Below are 17,514 nucleotides of genomic sequence, written 5' to 3'. Positions count from 1 at the left end.
AATTGCGATGATTTTGGATTCCTGGCGTGCGCAGCGGCGCGCGCGATCTCATTTTTGCACGGACGGAGATGCCTCCGGCAGCGTTGCGCCACGGGGGGCGATATGAAGTCCGGTTCGGGAAATGTGGCACGGGGCGCGCCGCAGCAGGTGCGCATCATTGGCGGTCAGTGGAAGCGTACGCCACTGCCGGTGCCGCCGGGCGACGGTTTGCGGCCCACGCCCGACCGCGTTCGGGAAACGCTGTTCAACTGGCTTGGGCAGGACCTGAGCGGCATGCAATGCCTCGACGCGTTTGCCGGCAGCGGCGCGCTGGGATTCGAGGCGGCCTCGCGTGGCGCCGCCCGGGTGCTGATGATCGAGCAGGCTGCACCGGCCGCTCGGCAATTGCGCGCCAACCAGGCCAAGCTCGGGGCCAGCCAGATCGAGATCGTGCAGGCCGATGCCAGGCGTCTGATAACCACACTCTCGCCTGGGGTTTTCGACGTGGTGTTTCTCGATCCGCCGTTTGCGAGCGGCTGGCTGAGCGACTTGCTGGCCCCTGCCGCCCGTCTGCTCGCCCCGAACGGGGTGATCTACGCCGAATCGGACGTCGCGCTGGAGGACGAGGCGCTTGCCGCGCTCGGCCTTGGATGTGTGCGACGGGCGAAAGCTGGAGCGGTGCATTATCATTTGCTTGAATCGATTCAAAAAATCTAGAGACCACAATGAACAAGTACGCAGCACCGGCCCCCAGCCGCGAGGAGACGTTGGCATGGTAGTGGCGATCTATCCGGGGACGTTCGACCCGCTGACCCGAGGGCACGAAGATCTGGTCCGCCGCGCGGCCGGGATCTTCGACAAGCTTGTCGTCGGCGTGGCCGATAGCCGAAACAAGAAGCCGTTCTTCACGCTGGACGAGCGTATCGACATTGCGCGTGAAGTACTGGGTCACTATCCGAATGTCAGCGTGGAGGGCTTTTCCGGGCTGCTCAAGGACTTCGTGCGCAAGCATCAGGCCCGTGTGATCGTGCGTGGCCTGCGCGCCGTGTCCGACTTCGAGTACGAGTTTCAGATGGCAGGGATGAATCGCTATCTGCTGCCCGATGTGGAGACGATGTTCATGACGCCGTCCGACCAATATCAGTTCATTTCGGGCACGATCGTGCGCGAGATCGCGCAACTGGGCGGCGACGTCAGCAAGTTTGTGTTTCCTTCCGTCGAAAGATGGCTGATGACGAAAGTCGGCGGCCAGGCGACGAGCGGATAAGTATCGTGTACGCCGGTCCGGGCCTTGCGCTCGGCCGGCGCCGCGATACGGCTGGAGGTGCCGTATGGCCTTGATGATTACCGACGAATGCATCAATTGCGACGTGTGCGAGCCAGAGTGCCCGAACGACGCGATTTCGATGGGGATCGAGATCTACGAGATCGATCCGAACAAGTGCACCGAGTGTGTCGGGCACTTCGATGAGCCGCAGTGCGTGCAGGTGTGCCCGGTGGAGTGCATTCCCATCAATCCGGCGCACGTCGAAACGCCCGAGCAACTGCTCGAGAAGTACACCCACCTGCAAACGGCCAAGACGGCCTGAGCGGCGTCTGGGCCGACCTGACTTCCGGTTCGGTTTGCCTACTTGCCTGGCGTGGCGTGCAGACGCATCATCGCCTTTTCCATCTCGCCCTTGACGACGAGATCGACGATGTCGAGTGAGCGCGACATGGCGTCGTCGATCTGTGCCTGCTCTTCCTTGCGCGGCGGCTTGAGGACGAAGTCCACCACCTGCTGCTGGCTGCCCGCCGGTTGCAGCGTGCGCGGATGCCCGATACCCAGGCGCAGGCGCCAGAACTCGGGCGTCGTCAGATGCGCGGCGATATCCTTCAAGCCGTTGTGCCCCCCGCTGCCGCCGCCACGCTTGAGCTTTACGGTGCCGGGCAGCAGATCGAGTTCGTCGTGCACGACGAGGATTTCGTCCGGCAGAATCTTGTAGAAGCGCGCCAGTGCCACCACCGACTGCCCCGAGCGGTTCATGAAGGTCTGCGGTTCGAGCAGCCACACTTCCTGTCCGGCGATGCGCGCTCTTGCGGCGAAGCCATGGAAGTGCTTCTGGTTCGTGAGCGACGTGCCGCATTGCTGCGCCAGCGCTTCGACGAACCAGAAGCCGGCGTTGTGACGCGTCGCTGTATACTCGGCGCCCGGATTACCGAGCCCTACGATCAGCTTGATCATTTCGGTGTCAGCATTTTGGCGCGCGCCCGATCAGGCACGTGCGCCACCATAAAAAAACCCGCCGGACATGACGTCGCGGCGGGTCTTGCGTCCAGCGTCGCCGCTGAAGGCTGGCGCGGGAGCTTAGGCAGCCGGCGTTTCGCCTGCGGCAGCCGGGGCGGCCGCTTCGTCAGCAGCAGCACCTGCCGGTTGGACGGCTTGTGCGACCACCGGGTTTTCTTGCTCGACGTGCAGCGTGAGCGTCACGCCGGCGGGCAGCTTGACGTCCTTCGCGTGCACCGACTGACCGGCTTCCAGCTTCGACAGATCGACTTCCAGGAATTCCGGCAGCTTGCCCGGCAGGCAGTTGATGTCCAGCTCGTTCACGGTGTGGCTGATCACGTTCGAAGCCAGCTTCACGGCCGGGGCGTTCTCGGCGCCCAGGAAGTGCAGCGGCACCTTCACGTGGATCGACTTGGTCGGGTCGACACGTTGGAAGTCCACGTGCAGAACCAATTGCTTGAACGGGTGGTACTGCACATCGCGCAGCAGCACTTGTTCGGTCTTGCCGGCCACTTCCAGCTCGAGAATCGACGAGTGGAAGGCTTCCTTGCGGAGGGCGTGCCACAGGGCGTTGTGATCGAGTTCGATCATTTTCGGATCGACGTTACCACCGTACACGATGCCCGCGGTCTTACCGGCATTGCGCAGGCGGCGGCTCGCACCCGTACCTTGCAGATTACGCTCAAAAGCGACGACTTTCATAACAACTCCTTGTACTGCCCGCGACCAGGCAGCGATTTCTTCCCGAATCCCGTGCAAAAAACATCGGCTTCAGGAACGACAAAGGCGGGGAGATGCTCCCCGCCGACACAACAACGGCGCCCCACAGGCGCCGTCGCAAAACTTGACCGAACGCTTACTCCGCGAACAGCGACATGACCGAGTCGCCACGACGGATTCGCGAGAACGTCTCGGCGAGCAGATTGGCGCAACTCAACTGGCGGATCTTGCCGCCCTTCGAGTCGTCGCGCAGCGGAATCGTATCCGTGACGACCACTTCGTCCAGTTCCGAGGCGTTGATGCGTGCCGCGGCACCGCCGGAGAGCACCGGGTGCGTGCAATACGCGTAGACCTTCTGCGCACCACGTTCCTTCAGCACCTGTGCAGCCTTGCACAGCGTACCCGCCGTGTCGACCATATCGTCCATGATGACGCAGGTACGGCCATCGACTTCACCGATGATGTTCATCACTTCAGCGACGTTGGCCTTCGGACGGCGCTTGTCGATGATGGCCAGGTCGCAATGCAATTGCTTGGCGAGGGCACGGGCACGCACCACACCGCCGACGTCCGGCGAAACCACCAGCAGGTTTTCGTGGTTCTGCTCACGCACATCGGCCAGCAGCAGCGGCGAGGCGTAGATGTTGTCGACCGGGATATCGAAGAAACCCTGAATCTGGTCGGCATGCAGGTCCATCGTGATGATGCGCTCGACGCCTGCGATTTGCAGCATGTTGGCCACGACCTTCGCCGAGATCGCCACGCGCGCCGAACGGGGGCGGCGATCCTGACGGGCATAGCCGAAATACGGGATGGCAGCGGTGATCCGGCCGGCAGAAGCGCGCTTGAGCGCGTCGACCATGATCATCAGTTCCATCAGATTGTCGTTGGTCGGTGCACACGTCGACTGAAGAACGAAGACGTCCTTGCCGCGCACGTTTTCCTGAATTTCGACCTGAATCTCACCGTCCGAGAACCGGCTCGCCATGGCTTTGCCGAGCGGAATGCCGAGAGTGTCTACGACCGCTTGGGCCAGGGCGGGATTGGCGTTCCCGGTGAATACCATTAGGTTATCACTACTCATCTGGCTGCCTGCGGAACGTTTGGGTGCTGAGACTGTACGACAGAGAAATTGGCAGGGGAGGAAGGACTCGAACCCTCGTATGCCGGAATCAAAATCCGGTGCCTTAACCAACTTGGCGACTCCCCTACACTAACCGATGCCTTTGTTGCGTCGTAGGAAACGCACCAAAGTAAAACTCGTCACGCGAATGCGAACAGCGGGTGTTCGGCCAGACTGGAGGTCACTTGACCGAGCCAGCGCTCCGGCAATCGCTTGCATGCCGCTTCCGCTTCCGCCTTCGTGTCGAATACCGCAAACACGCTGGCGCCGGAGCCTGACATACGAGCCGTGGTGAAGGTGCTGAACCAGTCAATCACCGCAGCGACTTCCGCGTATTCTCGAGTGACCGCTGCCTGCATGTCGTTACGGAAAATTTCATCCGTTTCGAACAGCTTTTTGCTGACGTGCCCGAGAAAGAACGCCATTGTGACGATCTTCGAATCCCTTGTCAACAGAGGATCGCGAAATATTTTGTCGGTTGCGACGTGTACGCGGGGGTTGACCACCAGAAAGTGCCATTGCGGCAGATCCACCGCGTGCAGGTCCTCGCCGAGTCCCTCGGCAAACGCATTGTGGCCGAAAACGAAGAACGGCACGTCGGCGCCGAGCTTCAGGGCGAGCGTCTGGAGTTCGGCGCGCGATAGATTGAGTTGCCACATGCGATTGAGCGCGAGCAGGGTGGTGGCAGCATCGGAGCTGCCGCCCCCGATACCGCCGCCGGCCGGCAGCCGCTTCTCGATGGCGATCTCCACACCGAAGCGCACGCCGCAATGCGCCTGCAGCAGGCGCGCCGCCCGAACCGTGAGATCGGTCTCGGGCGGCACACCCGGCAGCGGGTTTGTGTGCACAATCCGCGCGTCGGCGCGGCGCTCGAAGTGCAGCGTATCCGCCCAGTCGATCAATTGGAAGACGGTTTGCAGTTCGTGATAGCCATTCGGCCGGCGCCCCACGATATGCAGGAACAGGTTCAGCTTGGCCGGGGCCGGGCAGTCACGCAGGATTTCGTACATGGCGATGCAAAACGAGGGTTGGCGAACGCGATGATCGTGGTGATGCGACATCGGTGTCCGTGCGGTGGATCAAGGCGCAAAAGGGCAGGGTCGACGCGATAGGTTCCGAGAAGACGGTCAGACGAGGCACGTCTTCGAATCTCACTCGTCGATGACGAGTCGCACGGCGAGCGGCGAGCCGCCGAGATCGCGCGAGAGATCGATGCGCTTGACTCGCAGCGGCGCGCTATCGAAGAAGGCCTGATAGTCGATCGTCCACCCGTCCTGCTTCAAATGCGTCGGCCGTTGCGTTTGCGGATCGCGCTCGATGCTCGCTGGCGATCCCGGTGCGCTCTGCATGCGCAGCCAGTAACGCAGGCCACCCACCGGCAACGCGAACCCCAGTGCGTCGTTCATGACATCTTCCAGGCGTGGGCCGGTCAGCGGCGCCTTGCCGGGCAGTTCGAGCGACGCACTGCGCGGTGTCTCACGCACGATGGCCTGGGTTTGCCCAAGCGGGTTGAGCAACTGGACGGTCGCGTTTTCGCCATTCTGTTGCCAGTCGAAATTGCCGTAGGTGTTGCGCGCCTCGCCGTTTTGCTCGTAACGCACGGCGAAGCGGCCGCGATAGTGCTCGATGCTGGCACCGGCCGATGGCGCGACGGGCACAGGCGGGGCGAGGCTCGCGCAGCCCGAGGCCAGCACAGCGAGCGCACACGCCAAGGTCAGGGTCACGGCACGGGCCGAACGCGATGCGACCCACGAAAACGGCGCGGCTTGCCGCGCAAACGTCGACATCTTCCGCATTACGGCGCCACGTTGTAGCGTTTCATCGTGGCGCGCAGCGTGTCGTCGTCGCCATCGAGCTTGAACGCTTCACGCCAGGTCTTGCGTGCCTCGTCCTGCTTGCCCGATTCCCACAGCACCTCACCCAGATGCGCGCCGATCTCCGCCTGCGCCTGAATGCCATAGGCGCGACGCAACAGCTCGAGCGCCTGCGCCTTGTCGCCGAGGCGATACTTCAACCAGCCGAGGCTGTCCATGATGTACGGATCTTGCGGCGCGAGTGTCGACGCCTTTTGCAGCAGCTTGAGCGCCTCTGGCAAACGCGTGTTGCGTTCGGTCAGCGAATAGCCCAGTGCGTTGTAGGCCTGCGCGTTGTCCGGCTGCGATGCCATGACACGGCGCATCGCTTTTTCCATGACGTCGTAATGCTTGTTCAGTTCGGCCACCATGCCGTATTGATAAAGCAGGTCCGGATCGTCGGGATGACCTTTGACCTCTACGGCGAGCAGCTTTTCCGCGTCGTCGTAGCGCTTTGCCTTGACGAGCAGGTCCGACTCGGCGCGCTTTAGCGCGAGTTGCTCACGCGGATCGCTGGACTTGATGCCATGCAACAGCGCGCGGCCCTCGTCGACCTTGCCTTGATCGGCGAGCAACTGTGCGCGCCCGATCTGCGCGGGCAGATAGACGTTGCTGTCCTCGCGAATCTGCGAGAGCCACTTGTCGGCGGCCGGATAATCCTTGCGATCCTGCGCGATCTGCGCGAGATAGATATAGGCTTGCGCGCCATCGGTGTTCTGCTGCTCGGCTTCCGACGCGTATTTCTGCAGATACCGTTCGGCCTGCGCCGGATGTTTGGCGTGCAGATTGAGCAGCGCGAGCGCCATCAGCGTCGAGAGTTCATGTGGGTAACGCTTTTCCAGCGTTTCGAACTGGCTTTGCGCCGCGTCGAGTTGGTTGTCTGCGAGCAGGAGTTTGGCGTAGGCGAAGCGGGCTTCCTTGGCGTTCGGATTGCGATCGAGGAACGTCTTCAGTCCCGCAATGGCGCTGCTGCGCTCTTCCGGCCCCATCTGGCCGTAGAGCAGGGCCGCCGCTTCGTAATCGGGCTTGAGCTTGAGCGCCTTTTCGAGCGACGCGCGTGCCTCGGCGGTGTCGCCTGCATCGAGTTGCGAACGGGCGATGGCCAGTTGCGCCTCGGGGCGTTGCATGTCGTTCGCCAGCATACGCTTGAGCGATTCGATGCCCGTGGCCCGCTCCGGACTGCGCGCAATCATTTGCTGCAGTTCGAGAATGGCCTGGCCGCGACGCGCGTCAGGCACCTTGTTCAACTCCTCGACGAGCAGCGGCTCCGCTTCGGCCAGATGTCCGGTGCCGACGTCGAGGCTCGCGAGCAACTGCGATGCCGGACGCCATGCCGGATCGAGCTGATGCCACAGCCGGGCGGCGATGAGTGCATCGCCGAGTTGGCGGGCGCCGAGCGCGATCTCGACGGCACGGCGCGCCATGCGCGGGTCCTTCGTGCGATTTGCCAGCGCGATGTAAGTGTTGAACGCGGGGGCCAGATCGCCTTGCTGCAGGCTCAACTCGGCGGCTACCACTTCGAAGACGATCTCACTGGAGAGTGCGACGTTCGGGAGTTTTTCGCGTGGCGTGCTGGCGTCGGGCGATGCGGCCGCACCGCCGACCTCGGCGCTCGCGGCACTGGCAGTTTCCGGTGCGTCAGTCTTGGCCGGGCTGGTGGACGGTGCGCTGGCGGGGGCCGTCTGAATCGCCGGTCCGGCCTGGGCGAACGCGTTCGAGGCGGGCAGGAATGCCACGATGGCGCTGGCGCAGGTCACGCCGAGCGCCGTTGCACCGGCCCACGCCCCGCGTGACAGGGCGCCGCGCAGGCGCAAAACCACAGGTGCCACGGTTGCCGCAGCATTGGAAGCGGCGGGGATGGACTGGAATCGGGTGTTCGGCATAGGGATCCACGGCAGGTTTCGAGCGATTGTAGCGCGCCCGATACAATAGAGTCTAAATCCTCAGCAAACGTTCGCAGGCATGCCTGAACTCCCAGAAGTCGAAGTGACCCGCCTCGGTATCGCGCCGCACGTGGCGGGCACGCGTGTTGCGCGTATTGACGTGCGCAACGCCGCGTTGCGCTGGCCGGTGCCGGACGGGCTCGACACGCTCCTGCGCGGCGAAATGCTGGTAGGCGTGACCCGTCGCGGCAAATACCTGTTGCTCGAATACGCCCCGGGGTGGCTGCTCGTGCATCTGGGCATGACCGGCACGCTGCGCGTCATGTCCGAGCCCCAGGCGCTACCCGCTGCCGGTGTGCATGACCACATCGATCTCGTGTTCGAACGATGCGCATTGCGCTATCGCGATCCGCGCCGTTTCGGCGCGGTCCTGTTTCATCCGCGCTCGGCGGGCGATGTGCTGGCCCATCCGCTGCTCGCGCGTCTGGGCGTCGAGCCGCTGACCGACGCCTTCGACGGTCAATGGCTTTATGCGGGCACGCGCGGGCGGACCGTCGCCATCAAGCAGGCGTTGCTCGCGGGCAGCATTGTGGTGGGGGTGGGCAATATCTACGCGTCGGAGAGTCTGTTTCGCGCCGGTATCCATCCACGCATGCCAGCGGGCAAGCTTTCCCGGCCGCGCGCCGAAAAGCTCGCGCAAGCGGTCAAGAACGTGCTTGCTGCCGCGATCGAAAAGGGCGGCAGCACATTGCGTGACTTCGTCGGCAGCGACGGCCAGCGCGGCTATTTCCAGCAGGAGTATTTCGTCTACGATCGCGCCGGGCAGCCATGTCGCGTGTGTGGCACGCCGATCCGTCAGATCGTGCAGGGCCAGCGCTCAACGTTCTTCTGCCCGCATTGTCAGAAATAGCACACGCCGCGACGGCGGATCGAGTGCTGCCAACGGCGCGCCTGATCTAGCCGCTTCATCCGACGCCCCCCCCGAAACCGATATGAGCGACGCTTCCCACGATTCCAACACCGGCTCGCTGGCCGGCACCTTCGCCGAACGACTGATTGCCTGGCAGGCCGAGCACGGACGTCACGATCTGCCGTGGCAGAACACGCGCGACGCTTACCGCATCTGGCTCTCCGAGATCATGTTGCAGCAGACGCAGGTCGCGACGGTGATTCCGTATTACAAGCGGTTTCTCGAGCGCTTCCCCGACGTTGCCGCGCTGGCGAGCGCCCCGCAGGACGATGTCATGGCTCTCTGGAGCGGCCTTGGCTACTACTCTCGGGCGCGGAACCTGCATCGTTGCGCGCAGGTGGTGGTCGCTGAACACGGCGGACAGTTTCCGTGCGACCCCGACATACTCGCCACGCTGCCGGGCATTGGCCGCTCGACGGCGGCGGCGATTGCCGCCTTCGCCTACGATGCGCACGCTGCGATTCTCGACGGCAATGTCAAACGGGTGCTCGCGCGTGTGTTCGGCATTGAAGGATTTCCGGGCACGCCGAAGATCGAGCGGGACATGTGGGCGCTGGCCGAGTCGTTGCTGCCACGAAGCGGGCTGCCGGCCTATACACAGGGAATGATGGACCTGGGCGCCACGCTCTGTGCACGCGGCAAGCCACGTTGCGGCGAGTGTCCGTTCGATAGCGATTGCGTCGCCCATGCCACGGGGCGCGAGCGGACATTGCCGACGTCCAAGCCCAAGAAGGTGCAGCCGGAGCGTTATGTCGATGTGCTGGCGATTTGCTCAGGGGCGCACGTGTTGTTCGAGCGGCGTCCGGACAGCGGCATCTGGGGCGGTCTGTGGAGCCTGCCGGAGCTCACGCCGCCGACGTCCGCGTGCGAGGCGGACGATGCGTCGCTGCGCGCGCGGTTGACGGCACATGCCGCCGCGCTCGTGGCGGGTCAGGGGACGGTGGACTCACTCGCGCCGCTGCGTGGCTTCACGCACGTCTTTACGCATTTCCGGCTGCACTTGCGGCCGTGGCAGGTGACGGTGTCCGCGCCCATGGCGAAGCGCACCGCCGAGGCGCGAGCGACGGACTCGCGCCATGCCTGGTTGGACGCGGCTGGGGTTGCGGGCGCTGGCTTGCCGTCGCCGATCCGCAAGATTGCCGACGCCCTGTCTCCGATTTCTGCGGACGATGGCCAGCTTTGCCTGCCGACCTGACTCAGTTGGTCGCGTCAGCTTGTCGCGTCGACGGGAGCGAGTTCGCGATGGCGCACGAGCACACCGGCTTCGGCGCGAAAGCGCCTGCCGAGCGTTTCGGCAATGAACACAGAGCGGTGCTGGCCGCCCGTGCAGCCGATCGCCACCGTGAGGTAGCTGCGGTTATCGCGCATGTAGCTTGGCAGCCACTTCTGCAGATAGGCGCCGATATCGTGGATCATCTCGTCGACTTCGGGGACGGCCGAAAGAAAGTCGATCACCGGTTGATCGCGACCGGTCAGCGGGCGTAGTTGTACGTCGTAGTAGGGGTTGGGCAGTGAGCGGACATCGAATACGAGATCTGCGTCGAGCGGTACGCCGTGCTTGAACCCGAACGATTCGAACATCAGGGTGAGCCCCGTGTGATCGTGCTGGACGAACTCGCGTATCCAGCGGCGCAGCGCACTCGCGCGCAAATTGCTGGTGTCGATCTGGTGACCGAGTTCGGCCACGCTGTTAAGCATTTCGCGTTCTTTCTCGATGGCCTCGACAAGCGAGCCATTGGCCGAGACGGTGCCGTCGTCCATGACGGAGAGCGGGTGGCGGCGGCGCGTCTCCGAGAAGCGCTGCACGAGCGTTTGGGTGGTGGCGTTGAGGAACAGCACACGCACGTCGTGGCCGAAGCGGCGCAGGCCGCCGATGATCGGTGGCAGATCGGCGAGCGAGCCGCCACTGCGCGCGTCGATGGCGACCGCGAGACGTGTGTAGTTCTGGGTTTCGAGATATTCGGCGAGTTCAGGCAAAAAGCGCGACGGTAGATTGTCGACGCAGTAGTAGCCCGCATCTTCGAGGACGTTCAGGGCGAGCGACTTGCCAGAGCCCGAAACGCCGGTAATCAGTACGATCTTCATGACATTTCCCCGAGGCAACCCTCATGGTAAGCGATTGTGTCGTCGGGGTGTCGAGCGGCTGCGCGCCAGAATGCTCCGTGCGTTCTCTCACGGATCGAGAGAAATGACGTTGTACAGACGACAACGGCGCCCGCAAGGGGCGCCGTTGAATCGGCGTTGGCGTGGGAAAAGCCTCAGGGCGCCGGCTTATTCGACAGGCACGACTTCATAAAGGCCTTGCGGTCGTCGCCCTTCTTGCCGGCGGCCTGCGCATTGCAGGTCTTCATCTTTTCCTGCTGAGTCTGCTTGGCAGCGGGCTTGTTCGAAAGGCATTCCTTCATGAAGGCCTTGCGATCGTCGCCTTTCTTGCTGCCGGCTTGGGTGTTGCAGACACCCATTTTGCTCTGCTGAGCGTTGGCGGCCTTGGGCGCGGGCGCGGGAGCGGCTGTCTGGGCAAACACGGGCGATGCGAGCAGCGGGGATACCAGAAGCAATGCAGCGAATGCTTTTTTCATGTTCGTCTCTCCATAAGGTCGACACGCACGGGAATGGACCGCGTGGCGATTACAACATGAAAGAAAACGCACGGCAATCGCGTAGCGTTGACAGAAAGACGCAGAAATGGCGGTAAACCCGGGTCATTCGAGCGTTGGGTCGACCTGTCGCGTGCTCAGAGCAGCTTGCTCTGCATGCCGTCCGGGTCCTGCATGGCCTGGCGCTGGCGCTCCATGAAGTCCTTGAGGGTGTCGATGCCGCGCAGTTGCAGGATCGTGTTGCGCACGGCGGCTTCGACCAGCACAGCGAGGTTTCGTCCGGCCGCGACCTGCAGAATCACCTTGTTGATCGGCAGTCCGAGCACATCCACCGTTTGCGCTTCGAGCGGCAGTCGCTGGAATTCGCCGTCGGGGCGACGCACCAACTGAACGATCAGCTTGAGCTTCATCTTACGGCGTACTGCGGTTTCGCCAAAGATGGTCTTGATGTCGAGCAGGCCGAGACCACGGACTTCCAACAGGTTTTGCAACAGCGGTGGGCAACGGCCCTCGACGAAATCCGGTCCGAGGCGAACGAAATCGACGGCATCGTCCGCGACCAGCCCATGACCACGGCTGATGAGTTCCAGGCCGAGTTCGCTTTTGCCGAGGCCGGAATCGCCCGTGAGCAGCACTCCCATGCCCAAAATGTCGAGAAATACGCCGTGCATCGTGCATCGCGGGGCGAACACACGCGAGATGTACAGACGCAGACTGTCGATGACCGCCGCCGTCGACATCGGGGTGGTAAACAGGGGCGTGGAGGAACGGGTACAGCGCAGCACCAGGTCGGGCGGGGCTTCCAGGCCGTCGGCGACCACCAGGAACGGCGGCTCGAGGGCGATGACTTCGCCCATGTGGCGCTTGCGGTTTTCGTCGGTCAGGCGCTGGTAGTAGCGCAGCTCGGCCTCACCGAGAACCTGGATCCGGTTCGGATGGATGAGGTTCAAGTGACCCACGAGGTCGGCGCTGGACGTGGCGTTGGCGACGCTCTCGGGCGTGAAGCCGCGCTCCCACCCCTCGTGGCCGGTCAGCCACGACAAACGCAGCGTCGCGGCGTTGTCGTCGAAAATGCTTTGCGCGTTGATGCCGGTCAGTTCCACCGCGTCGCCTCGTTCGGTTGGGTGTGGGAGCTACGGAATTCGTCTATTCTCGCGGCCGATACCCGCGCACACGCGGACTCAGGGCTGCCAGTTCGCGAGCGCCGCGTGAATGGCTTCGGCGCTCGGTGCCTGGCTCAATGTCTCGCGCATCGAGCGATCGGAGAGCAACTGTGCAATTTCGGACAAAATCTCGAGATGCTGCTGCGTGGCCTGCTCCGGGACCAGGAGAAAGAACAGCAAGGAAACGGGCTGTGCGTCGGGGGCTTCGAAGGGAATCGGATCGTCGAGGCGCACGAATGCGGCCATGGGATGCTTGAGGCCCTTGATGCGGCCGTGCGGAATGGCCACGCCTTCACCGAGTCCGGTCGAGCCGAGACGCTCGCGCGCGAACAGATTGTCGGTGACGAGGGCGCGCGACAGGCCGGCATTATTCTCGAAGAGCAGCCCGGCTTGCTCGAAGACGCGCTTCTTGCTGGTGACGGACAGTCCAAGCAGGATGTTGGACGCAGGTAAGAGTTTGACTAAACGGTTCATCTTGTAATGCGGGCGAACGCTTAGTCGCCCTCCAACCCCCGATTGACCTCGCATTATAGACCACCCTTCGCCGTGGTCGCGGCGACGCGCGGGAGCATACAAAAGGGGCCGTTCAACGGCCCCGCGGTGGGTGATGCCAGACTTGTCACAGACGTCGGTGCGCTCGAGTGGTTCCGCGCGAACTGTCGTCAGCGTCAGTCAATATGGCGACCATGCCCGGACAGACTCATTGCAGGGGTTCTGCCTCGGGAGGTTCCTGGTGCTTAAGGGCCTCACGACCATGATCCTGAACCTTGTCCTTGTACTGCATTACCTTGCGGTCGAGCATGTCGATCAGCTTGTCGATGGCGGCGTACATATTCTCGTCACACTTCTCGACGAAAATTTCCTTGCCCTTGAGATACACGGTGACGCTGGCGATCTGGCGTCCGGTCTTCTCCTTGGTTTTGTCGACAGAGAGGATCACCTCGGCACCGATGAGCTGGTCGAAATGGCGCAACACGCGTTCGAGCTTGTTGACCACGAATTCTCGCAGCGAAGGCGTGAGTTCGAGATGGTGTCCACTGATCTTCAGATTCATAGCTGCTCTCCTTGCTGAAATGCCGAAGTGCAGGCCGCGTCATGAGCGACGCCGGCGAGCGGGAGTGCAAGCCATCGACGTGACGCAATGTCGCACTGCGGCGTAATGCCCCAGCGAGCCAACATGGCGCACCAGGACTGTCCTACAAAGATTTGCGCAAGTTCACTGCGGGAATTCGCATGGCCTCGCGGTATTTCGCGACAGTGCGCCGCGCCACCACGAACCCTTGCTCTGCCAGCAGTTCCGCGATACGGCTGTCGGAAAGGGGGGTCTGCGGGTCTTCTGCTCCTATGAGTTGCTTGATGAGGGCGCGGATGGCGGTCGATGACGCTGCGCCGCCCGCTTCCGTGGCCACATGTGACCCAAAGAAGTACTTCAGCTCAAAGGTTCCGGATGGAGTGAGCATGTACTTACTGGTTGTCACGCGTGAAATCGTGGATTCATGTAAACCCAGCGTATCAGCAATCTCGCGTAAAACCAAGGGCCGCATGCCGATTTCGCCATGCGTGAAAAAGTTCTTCTGGCGCTCGACGATCGCTTGCGACACGCGCAGGATCGTATCGAATCGCTGTTGGATGTTCTTGATGAGCCAGCGCGCTTCCTGGAGCTGCTGCTGAAGATTGCCGGTCCCCGGTGCGTTGCGGTTGTTTCGGAGAATGCGCGCATACATCTCGTTGATGCGCAGACGCGGCATGACCTCGGGATTGAGCTCGGCGGTCCAGCCGCTGCCCTGCTTGCGCACGAGGACATCGGGGATCACGTAATCGGCCTGTGGGGTGCCGTAGGCGGCACCGGGGAACGGGTCGAGGGAGCGAATCAGTTGGTGGGCGGCTCGCAGGCTGTCTTCGCTCACACCCAGCAGGCGGCGCAAGCGCGTGTAATCGCGCGCGGCAAGCAGTTCCAGGTGATCGGAGACGATGCGCAGCGAGAGCGTGCGCACGTTGCTCGCGGGGAGTCGCTGGAGTTGCAGGCGCAGACATTCGGACGGGCTGCGGGCACCCACGCCCGCCGGGTCGAAGCTTTGCAGCAAGGCGAGCGCGGCATTGATCTCTTCGGTCTCGAGCGCCAGTTCCTCGGGTATTTCCGCCTGAATTTCGTCGAGCGTGGTGCCGAGATAGCCGTCTTCGTCGAGCGATTCGATCAGGAATTCCACCAACGCCCGGTCGCGCGGGCTGGCCTGGGTCAGGCGCAACTGGGCCAGCAGGTGTTCGCGAAGATTGGGATGCTCGACGTGGAGTTGCGGTCGCCCATTGTCGTCGTCGTCATCCGAGGAGGCGCTGCCCGAGCGGGCGAAGTCGTTCAGGCTCCAGTCGTTGCCGCTGCCGCTGTCCTGCCCGTTGTCGTCGAAGCGGGTTTCGCCATCGAGTTCGCGCGCTTCGCCATGATCGTTGGCCGACGCCGGGCTGTCGTTCGAGCTACTGGCCGACGTACTCCGCTCGTTGCGCAGCGACCCGTCGGTGCCCACGCGGACCGAACCCGTGAGCCAATCGTCTTCGCGCTCGAGCATCGGGTTCTGGGTCAGGGCGTGCTCGACTTCCTGCTGAAGTTCGAGCGTCGACAGTTGCAGCAACCGGATGGATTGCTGCAACTGCGGCGTGAGGGTCAGGTGCTGGGAGGTGCGGAGTTGAAGAGTCGGTTTCATAGCGTTTCTCGCCTTCATTGTAGAGGCTTTGTCACGCCAACGGAACCAGCCCGACCCCCTATCGGAGGCAGGGTTTACATGCGAAAAATTTGCTTTACATCCGGAAGTTTTCGCCCAGATACACGCGCCGGACGCTTTCGTCGGCCACGATCTGGTCGGGCGTTCCGGACGCGAGCACCGAGCCTTCGCTGATGATGTAGGCGTGGTCGCAGATACCGAGCGTCTCTCGAACGTTGTGGTCGGTAATCAGGACACCGATACCACGGTCCTTGAGAAAGCGCACGATTCGCTGGATTTCCAGCACGGCGATCGGATCGACGCCGGCAAACGGTTCGTCAAGCAAAATGAAGCGCGGTTGCGTGGCCAGCGCGCGGGCGATTTCCACGCGGCGTCGCTCGCCGCCCGAGAGCGACATCGCCGGGTTCTCGCGGAGATGACTCACCTGCAACTCGTCGAGCAGCGCTTCGATGCGGCGCTCGATCTCGTCGCGCTTGAGCGGCTTGCCCTGTGCGTCGAGCTGCAATTCGAGCACGGCGCGGATGTTGTCCTCGACCGAGAGCTTGCGGAATACCGACGCTTCCTGCGGCAGATACGACACGCCCATGCGAGCGCGCTCGTGAATCGGCAACTCGCTGATCACGTTGCCGTCGAGCTGGATCTCGCCGTCGTCGGCGGGCACGAGGCCCACGATCATGTAGAACGATGTCGTCTTGCCCGCGCCGTTCGGGCCGAGCAGACCGACAACCTCGCCGCTCTTCAGGTCCAGCGAAACGTCTTTGACAACGGTGCGCGCACCGTATTGCTTTTTGAGCGAGCGCACGACGAGTGCGCTCGGCTTGCCCGACGGGCCGGCGCCCGGATTGATCGTCGAGGCCTTGCTGTTGGCAGGATTACTCACGCGGATTCCCGATGCTTTTGGAGGGAGACAGCGGCGGCAGGTCGCCCTTGGGCGCTGCCGCCGGCTTGCTCGCGCCGCCGGACGCCGCCTGGTTCGCACCGGTTGCATTGCGCGGGGCGAGCGTGGCGCGCACGCGGCCGTTCGGATTGTTGGCGTTGATCTGATCGGCACCGCTGTTCGCGGTATAGACCTCGTTGTAGGTGTCGTACGTGATCACGCTGCCATGAATTTCGTCGAGCACCTTCGTGCCGCCGGCCAGACGCTTGAGCGTAGCTTGCGTGGTGAGCGTGGCGACTTCGGTCTTGCCGTTGTAGTAGATCGTCTGGCCCCAGCCGTCGATGTATTCGTCCACACCGTCGCGCTTCTGGCGCATGTAGGCGAGCGGGCCGCCCGGCTTGTAGTAGGCGGTGGCGTACTGATAGCCCTCCGGATCCTGAGTCACTTCGACGCGATCGGCCTTCAGGAGAATCGTCCCCTTGGTCATCGTCACGTTGCCGGTGAAGATGTTGACCTGCTTGAGGTCGTCGTAGCTCATGTGATCCGACTCGATGTTGAGCGGCTTGTCGCGGTCGGCACGTTCTGCGTGGGCGAGCGGCGCGAGTGCGCCGAGCACGACGAAGGCGGTGGCCAGTGCGCGCAAGGCGCGCGCAGGCACGGAAGCGGGGCGCGGGTGGCGGCGATCGGTCATGGGGTCTTGGGGCCCGGTTTGGTCTGAGGTGGCGCGCTCGGCGCGGCGGACGGTGCCGGACGATTGCTGCGGAGTTCCGCCGGCTGGATCGTGCCGTGAACATTGCCGAGCAATTGTACGGCGCGCGAGATGTTATTGAAAATCATGCCATCGCCGTACATCACGGACGAACCGCGAAAGAGTTGGACGGGCATTTCCGTGCGCACGATGTCTTCGTTCACGAGCACCTGGAAATGTTCGGACAGCGCGCGCATTTCGGGATCGCGTGGCCCGGCCTGACGTACCACGACCGCATGATCGTACAAATCGACAACGGACATGTCGGCATTGAGCGTGCCGCGCTGGCTGGTCGCGGTCACTTCCGGCTGATCGGGGGTGAACGCGCGCACGGCGGGCAGGGTCATGGCCGTGGTCTGATCGTCCTCGTAGTGCGTCATGTGCACGGCATTGACACGGTATTGCGTGAGGCCGCTCGCCGACAGCATGGAGATCACCATGTCGTCGGCGTAGTAATCGGGAATGTGCTGCTTCACGTACGGCGCGCGATCGGCATCCGACGGCAGCGTACGTTGCACGAGCCAGTACGTGCCGGCGGCCAGGCCTGCCAGCATGGCGATGGCGATCAGGGAAGCGGGCGAGACGCGTTGCGTGGCCATGAATGATCGGCTCCGGGGACGC

20 protein-coding genes and 1 tRNA gene are annotated in these 17,514 nt (G+C 63.1%); 5 read left to right on the top strand and 16 right to left on the bottom strand.

What is annotated here, in order from left to right:
* Positions 1–102 precede the first annotated feature (102 nt).
* The 3 genes from rsmD (at position 103) to ACE3UG_RS01735 (ending at position 1,568) form a co-directional block, all read left to right on the top strand.
* The gene (gene rsmD, locus ACE3UG_RS01745; protein WP_374618783.1) at positions 103–696 is read left to right on the top strand and encodes a 16S rRNA (guanine(966)-N(2))-methyltransferase RsmD; all 594 of its coding nucleotides are present in this window, start codon (positions 103–105) and stop codon (positions 694–696) included.
* 55 nt (positions 697–751) lie between these two features.
* Positions 752–1,246: a pantetheine-phosphate adenylyltransferase gene (gene coaD, locus ACE3UG_RS01740; RefSeq protein WP_374618781.1), complete on the top strand. Its 495-nt coding sequence runs from the start codon at positions 752–754 to the stop codon at positions 1,244–1,246.
* A gap of 64 nt (positions 1,247–1,310) precedes the next feature.
* On the top strand, positions 1,311–1,568 hold the full coding sequence (locus ACE3UG_RS01735; protein ID WP_374618779.1) for a YfhL family 4Fe-4S dicluster ferredoxin: 258 nt from the start codon (positions 1,311–1,313) through the stop codon (positions 1,566–1,568).
* 38 nt (positions 1,569–1,606) lie between these two features.
* Here ACE3UG_RS01735 and pth read toward each other — a convergent pair whose 3' ends face one another.
* From pth to ACE3UG_RS01700, 7 genes are all read right to left on the bottom strand, one after another.
* The gene (gene pth, locus ACE3UG_RS01730) at positions 1,607–2,203 is read right to left on the bottom strand and encodes an aminoacyl-tRNA hydrolase (protein ID WP_374618776.1); all 597 of its coding nucleotides are present in this window, start codon (positions 2,201–2,203) and stop codon (positions 1,607–1,609) included.
* 123 nt (positions 2,204–2,326) lie between these two features.
* Positions 2,327–2,947 carry a 50S ribosomal protein L25/general stress protein Ctc gene (locus ACE3UG_RS01725; protein ID WP_374618774.1) on the bottom strand — a complete coding sequence of 207 codons (621 nt, stop codon included), beginning with the start codon at positions 2,945–2,947 and terminating at the stop codon, positions 2,327–2,329.
* A 154-nt stretch (positions 2,948–3,101) separates the two neighbouring features.
* Positions 3,102–4,049, bottom strand: coding sequence for a ribose-phosphate pyrophosphokinase (locus ACE3UG_RS01720; protein WP_374618771.1), 948 nt, complete (start codon positions 4,047–4,049; stop codon positions 3,102–3,104).
* A gap of 49 nt (positions 4,050–4,098) precedes the next feature.
* Positions 4,099–4,175 (bottom strand) — tRNA-Gln (locus tag ACE3UG_RS01715).
* A 53-nt stretch (positions 4,176–4,228) separates the two neighbouring features.
* A complete protein-coding gene (gene ispE, locus ACE3UG_RS01710) occupies positions 4,229–5,098 on the bottom strand; it encodes a 4-(cytidine 5'-diphospho)-2-C-methyl-D-erythritol kinase (protein WP_374619287.1) in 870 nt (289 codons plus the stop codon).
* A gap of 141 nt (positions 5,099–5,239) precedes the next feature.
* Entirely contained in the window at positions 5,240–5,884 is a 645-nt protein-coding gene (locus ACE3UG_RS01705) for an outer membrane lipoprotein LolB (RefSeq protein ID WP_374618768.1), read from the bottom strand.
* The gene (locus tag ACE3UG_RS01700; RefSeq protein WP_374618766.1) at positions 5,884–7,824 is read right to left on the bottom strand and encodes a tetratricopeptide repeat protein; all 1,941 of its coding nucleotides are present in this window, start codon (positions 7,822–7,824) and stop codon (positions 5,884–5,886) included. Before ACE3UG_RS01700 ends, ACE3UG_RS01705 begins: the two co-directional genes overlap by 1 nt.
* 79 nt (positions 7,825–7,903) lie before the next feature.
* Between ACE3UG_RS01700 and mutM the strand changes: the two genes are divergently transcribed.
* Both mutM and mutY read left to right on the top strand, forming a co-directional pair.
* Positions 7,904–8,734, top strand: a complete 831-nt coding sequence (gene mutM, locus ACE3UG_RS01695; RefSeq protein WP_374618764.1) for a bifunctional DNA-formamidopyrimidine glycosylase/DNA-(apurinic or apyrimidinic site) lyase — start codon at positions 7,904–7,906, stop codon at positions 8,732–8,734.
* Between the two features lie 82 nt (positions 8,735–8,816).
* Positions 8,817–9,989 carry an A/G-specific adenine glycosylase gene (gene mutY, locus ACE3UG_RS01690; RefSeq protein WP_374618761.1) on the top strand — a complete coding sequence of 391 codons (1,173 nt, stop codon included), beginning with the start codon at positions 8,817–8,819 and terminating at the stop codon, positions 9,987–9,989.
* Between the two features lie 14 nt (positions 9,990–10,003).
* Here the strand turns inward: mutY and rapZ are convergent, their stop codons facing one another.
* The 9 genes from rapZ to lptC form a co-directional block, all read right to left on the bottom strand.
* Positions 10,004–10,879, bottom strand: coding sequence for an RNase adapter RapZ (gene rapZ, locus ACE3UG_RS01685; RefSeq protein WP_374618758.1), 876 nt, complete (start codon positions 10,877–10,879; stop codon positions 10,004–10,006).
* 173 nt (positions 10,880–11,052) lie between these two features.
* Positions 11,053–11,373 (bottom strand): PsiF family protein, encoded by a 321-nt coding sequence (locus tag ACE3UG_RS01680; protein ID WP_374618756.1) that lies wholly within the window; start codon positions 11,371–11,373, stop codon positions 11,053–11,055.
* Between the two features lie 155 nt (positions 11,374–11,528).
* Positions 11,529–12,494, bottom strand: coding sequence for an HPr(Ser) kinase/phosphatase (hprK, locus tag ACE3UG_RS01675; protein ID WP_374618753.1), 966 nt, complete (start codon positions 12,492–12,494; stop codon positions 11,529–11,531).
* A gap of 78 nt (positions 12,495–12,572) precedes the next feature.
* Positions 12,573–13,028 (bottom strand): PTS IIA-like nitrogen regulatory protein PtsN, encoded by a 456-nt coding sequence (ptsN, locus tag ACE3UG_RS01670; RefSeq protein ID WP_374618750.1) that lies wholly within the window; start codon positions 13,026–13,028, stop codon positions 12,573–12,575.
* A gap of 226 nt (positions 13,029–13,254) precedes the next feature.
* Positions 13,255–13,608, bottom strand: coding sequence for a ribosome hibernation-promoting factor, HPF/YfiA family (hpf, locus tag ACE3UG_RS01665; RefSeq protein WP_017232648.1), 354 nt, complete (start codon positions 13,606–13,608; stop codon positions 13,255–13,257).
* A gap of 142 nt (positions 13,609–13,750) precedes the next feature.
* Complete coding sequence (locus ACE3UG_RS01660) at positions 13,751–15,250, bottom strand: RNA polymerase factor sigma-54 (RefSeq protein WP_374618746.1); 1,500 nt, start codon at positions 15,248–15,250, stop codon at positions 13,751–13,753.
* A gap of 94 nt (positions 15,251–15,344) precedes the next feature.
* Complete coding sequence (gene lptB / locus ACE3UG_RS01655; RefSeq protein WP_374619285.1) at positions 15,345–16,115, bottom strand: LPS export ABC transporter ATP-binding protein; 771 nt, start codon at positions 16,113–16,115, stop codon at positions 15,345–15,347.
* A gap of 25 nt (positions 16,116–16,140) precedes the next feature.
* Complete coding sequence (gene lptA, locus ACE3UG_RS01650; RefSeq protein ID WP_374618743.1) at positions 16,141–16,836, bottom strand: lipopolysaccharide transport periplasmic protein LptA; 696 nt, start codon at positions 16,834–16,836, stop codon at positions 16,141–16,143.
* Positions 16,833–17,492: an LPS export ABC transporter periplasmic protein LptC gene (lptC, locus tag ACE3UG_RS01645; protein WP_374618740.1), complete on the bottom strand. Its 660-nt coding sequence runs from the start codon at positions 17,490–17,492 to the stop codon at positions 16,833–16,835. Before lptC ends, lptA begins: the two co-directional genes overlap by 4 nt.
* Between the last annotated feature and the right edge of the window lie 22 nt (positions 17,493–17,514).

Origin of the sequence: Pandoraea sp., from assembly GCF_041919235.1 — a bacterium.
Classification (GTDB): domain Bacteria; phylum Pseudomonadota; class Gammaproteobacteria; order Burkholderiales; family Burkholderiaceae; genus Pandoraea.
The sequence above is the reverse complement of the archived record's forward strand: the minus strand, read 5'-3'. Positions and strand labels throughout refer to the sequence as shown.

What these genes read in the sequence shown, in the direction of transcription:
- rsmD (WP_374618783.1), top strand. Translation starts at nt 103, where the DNA reads ATGAAGTCCGGTTCGGGAAATGTGGCACGGGGCGCGCCGCAGCAGGTG.
- coaD (WP_374618781.1), top strand. Translation starts at nt 752, where the DNA reads ATGGTAGTGGCGATCTATCCGGGGACGTTCGACCCGCTGACCCGAGGG.
- ACE3UG_RS01735 (WP_374618779.1), top strand. Translation starts at nt 1,311, where the DNA reads ATGGCCTTGATGATTACCGACGAATGCATCAATTGCGACGTGTGCGAG.
- pth (WP_374618776.1), bottom strand. Translation starts at nt 2,203, where the DNA reads ATGATCAAGCTGATCGTAGGGCTCGGTAATCCGGGCGCCGAGTATACA.
- ACE3UG_RS01725 (WP_374618774.1), bottom strand. Translation starts at nt 2,947, where the DNA reads ATGAAAGTCGTCGCTTTTGAGCGTAATCTGCAAGGTACGGGTGCGAGC.
- ACE3UG_RS01720 (WP_374618771.1), bottom strand. Translation starts at nt 4,049, where the DNA reads ATGAGTAGTGATAACCTAATGGTATTCACCGGGAACGCCAATCCCGCC.
- ispE (WP_374619287.1), bottom strand. Translation starts at nt 5,098, where the DNA reads ATGTACGAAATCCTGCGTGACTGCCCGGCCCCGGCCAAGCTGAACCTG.
- ACE3UG_RS01705 (WP_374618768.1), bottom strand. Translation starts at nt 5,884, where the DNA reads ATGCGGAAGATGTCGACGTTTGCGCGGCAAGCCGCGCCGTTTTCGTGG.
- ACE3UG_RS01700 (WP_374618766.1), bottom strand. Translation starts at nt 7,824, where the DNA reads ATGCCGAACACCCGATTCCAGTCCATCCCCGCCGCTTCCAATGCTGCG.
- mutM (WP_374618764.1), top strand. Translation starts at nt 7,904, where the DNA reads ATGCCTGAACTCCCAGAAGTCGAAGTGACCCGCCTCGGTATCGCGCCG.
- mutY (WP_374618761.1), top strand. Translation starts at nt 8,817, where the DNA reads ATGAGCGACGCTTCCCACGATTCCAACACCGGCTCGCTGGCCGGCACC.
- rapZ (WP_374618758.1), bottom strand. Translation starts at nt 10,879, where the DNA reads ATGAAGATCGTACTGATTACCGGCGTTTCGGGCTCTGGCAAGTCGCTC.
- ACE3UG_RS01680 (WP_374618756.1), bottom strand. Translation starts at nt 11,373, where the DNA reads ATGAAAAAAGCATTCGCTGCATTGCTTCTGGTATCCCCGCTGCTCGCA.
- ptsN (WP_374618750.1), bottom strand. Translation starts at nt 13,028, where the DNA reads ATGAACCGTTTAGTCAAACTCTTACCTGCGTCCAACATCCTGCTTGGA.
- hpf (WP_017232648.1), bottom strand. Translation starts at nt 13,608, where the DNA reads ATGAATCTGAAGATCAGTGGACACCATCTCGAACTCACGCCTTCGCTG.
- ACE3UG_RS01660 (WP_374618746.1), bottom strand. Translation starts at nt 15,250, where the DNA reads ATGAAACCGACTCTTCAACTCCGCACCTCCCAGCACCTGACCCTCACG.
- lptA (WP_374618743.1), bottom strand. Translation starts at nt 16,836, where the DNA reads ATGACCGATCGCCGCCACCCGCGCCCCGCTTCCGTGCCTGCGCGCGCC.
- lptC (WP_374618740.1), bottom strand. Translation starts at nt 17,492, where the DNA reads ATGGCCACGCAACGCGTCTCGCCCGCTTCCCTGATCGCCATCGCCATG.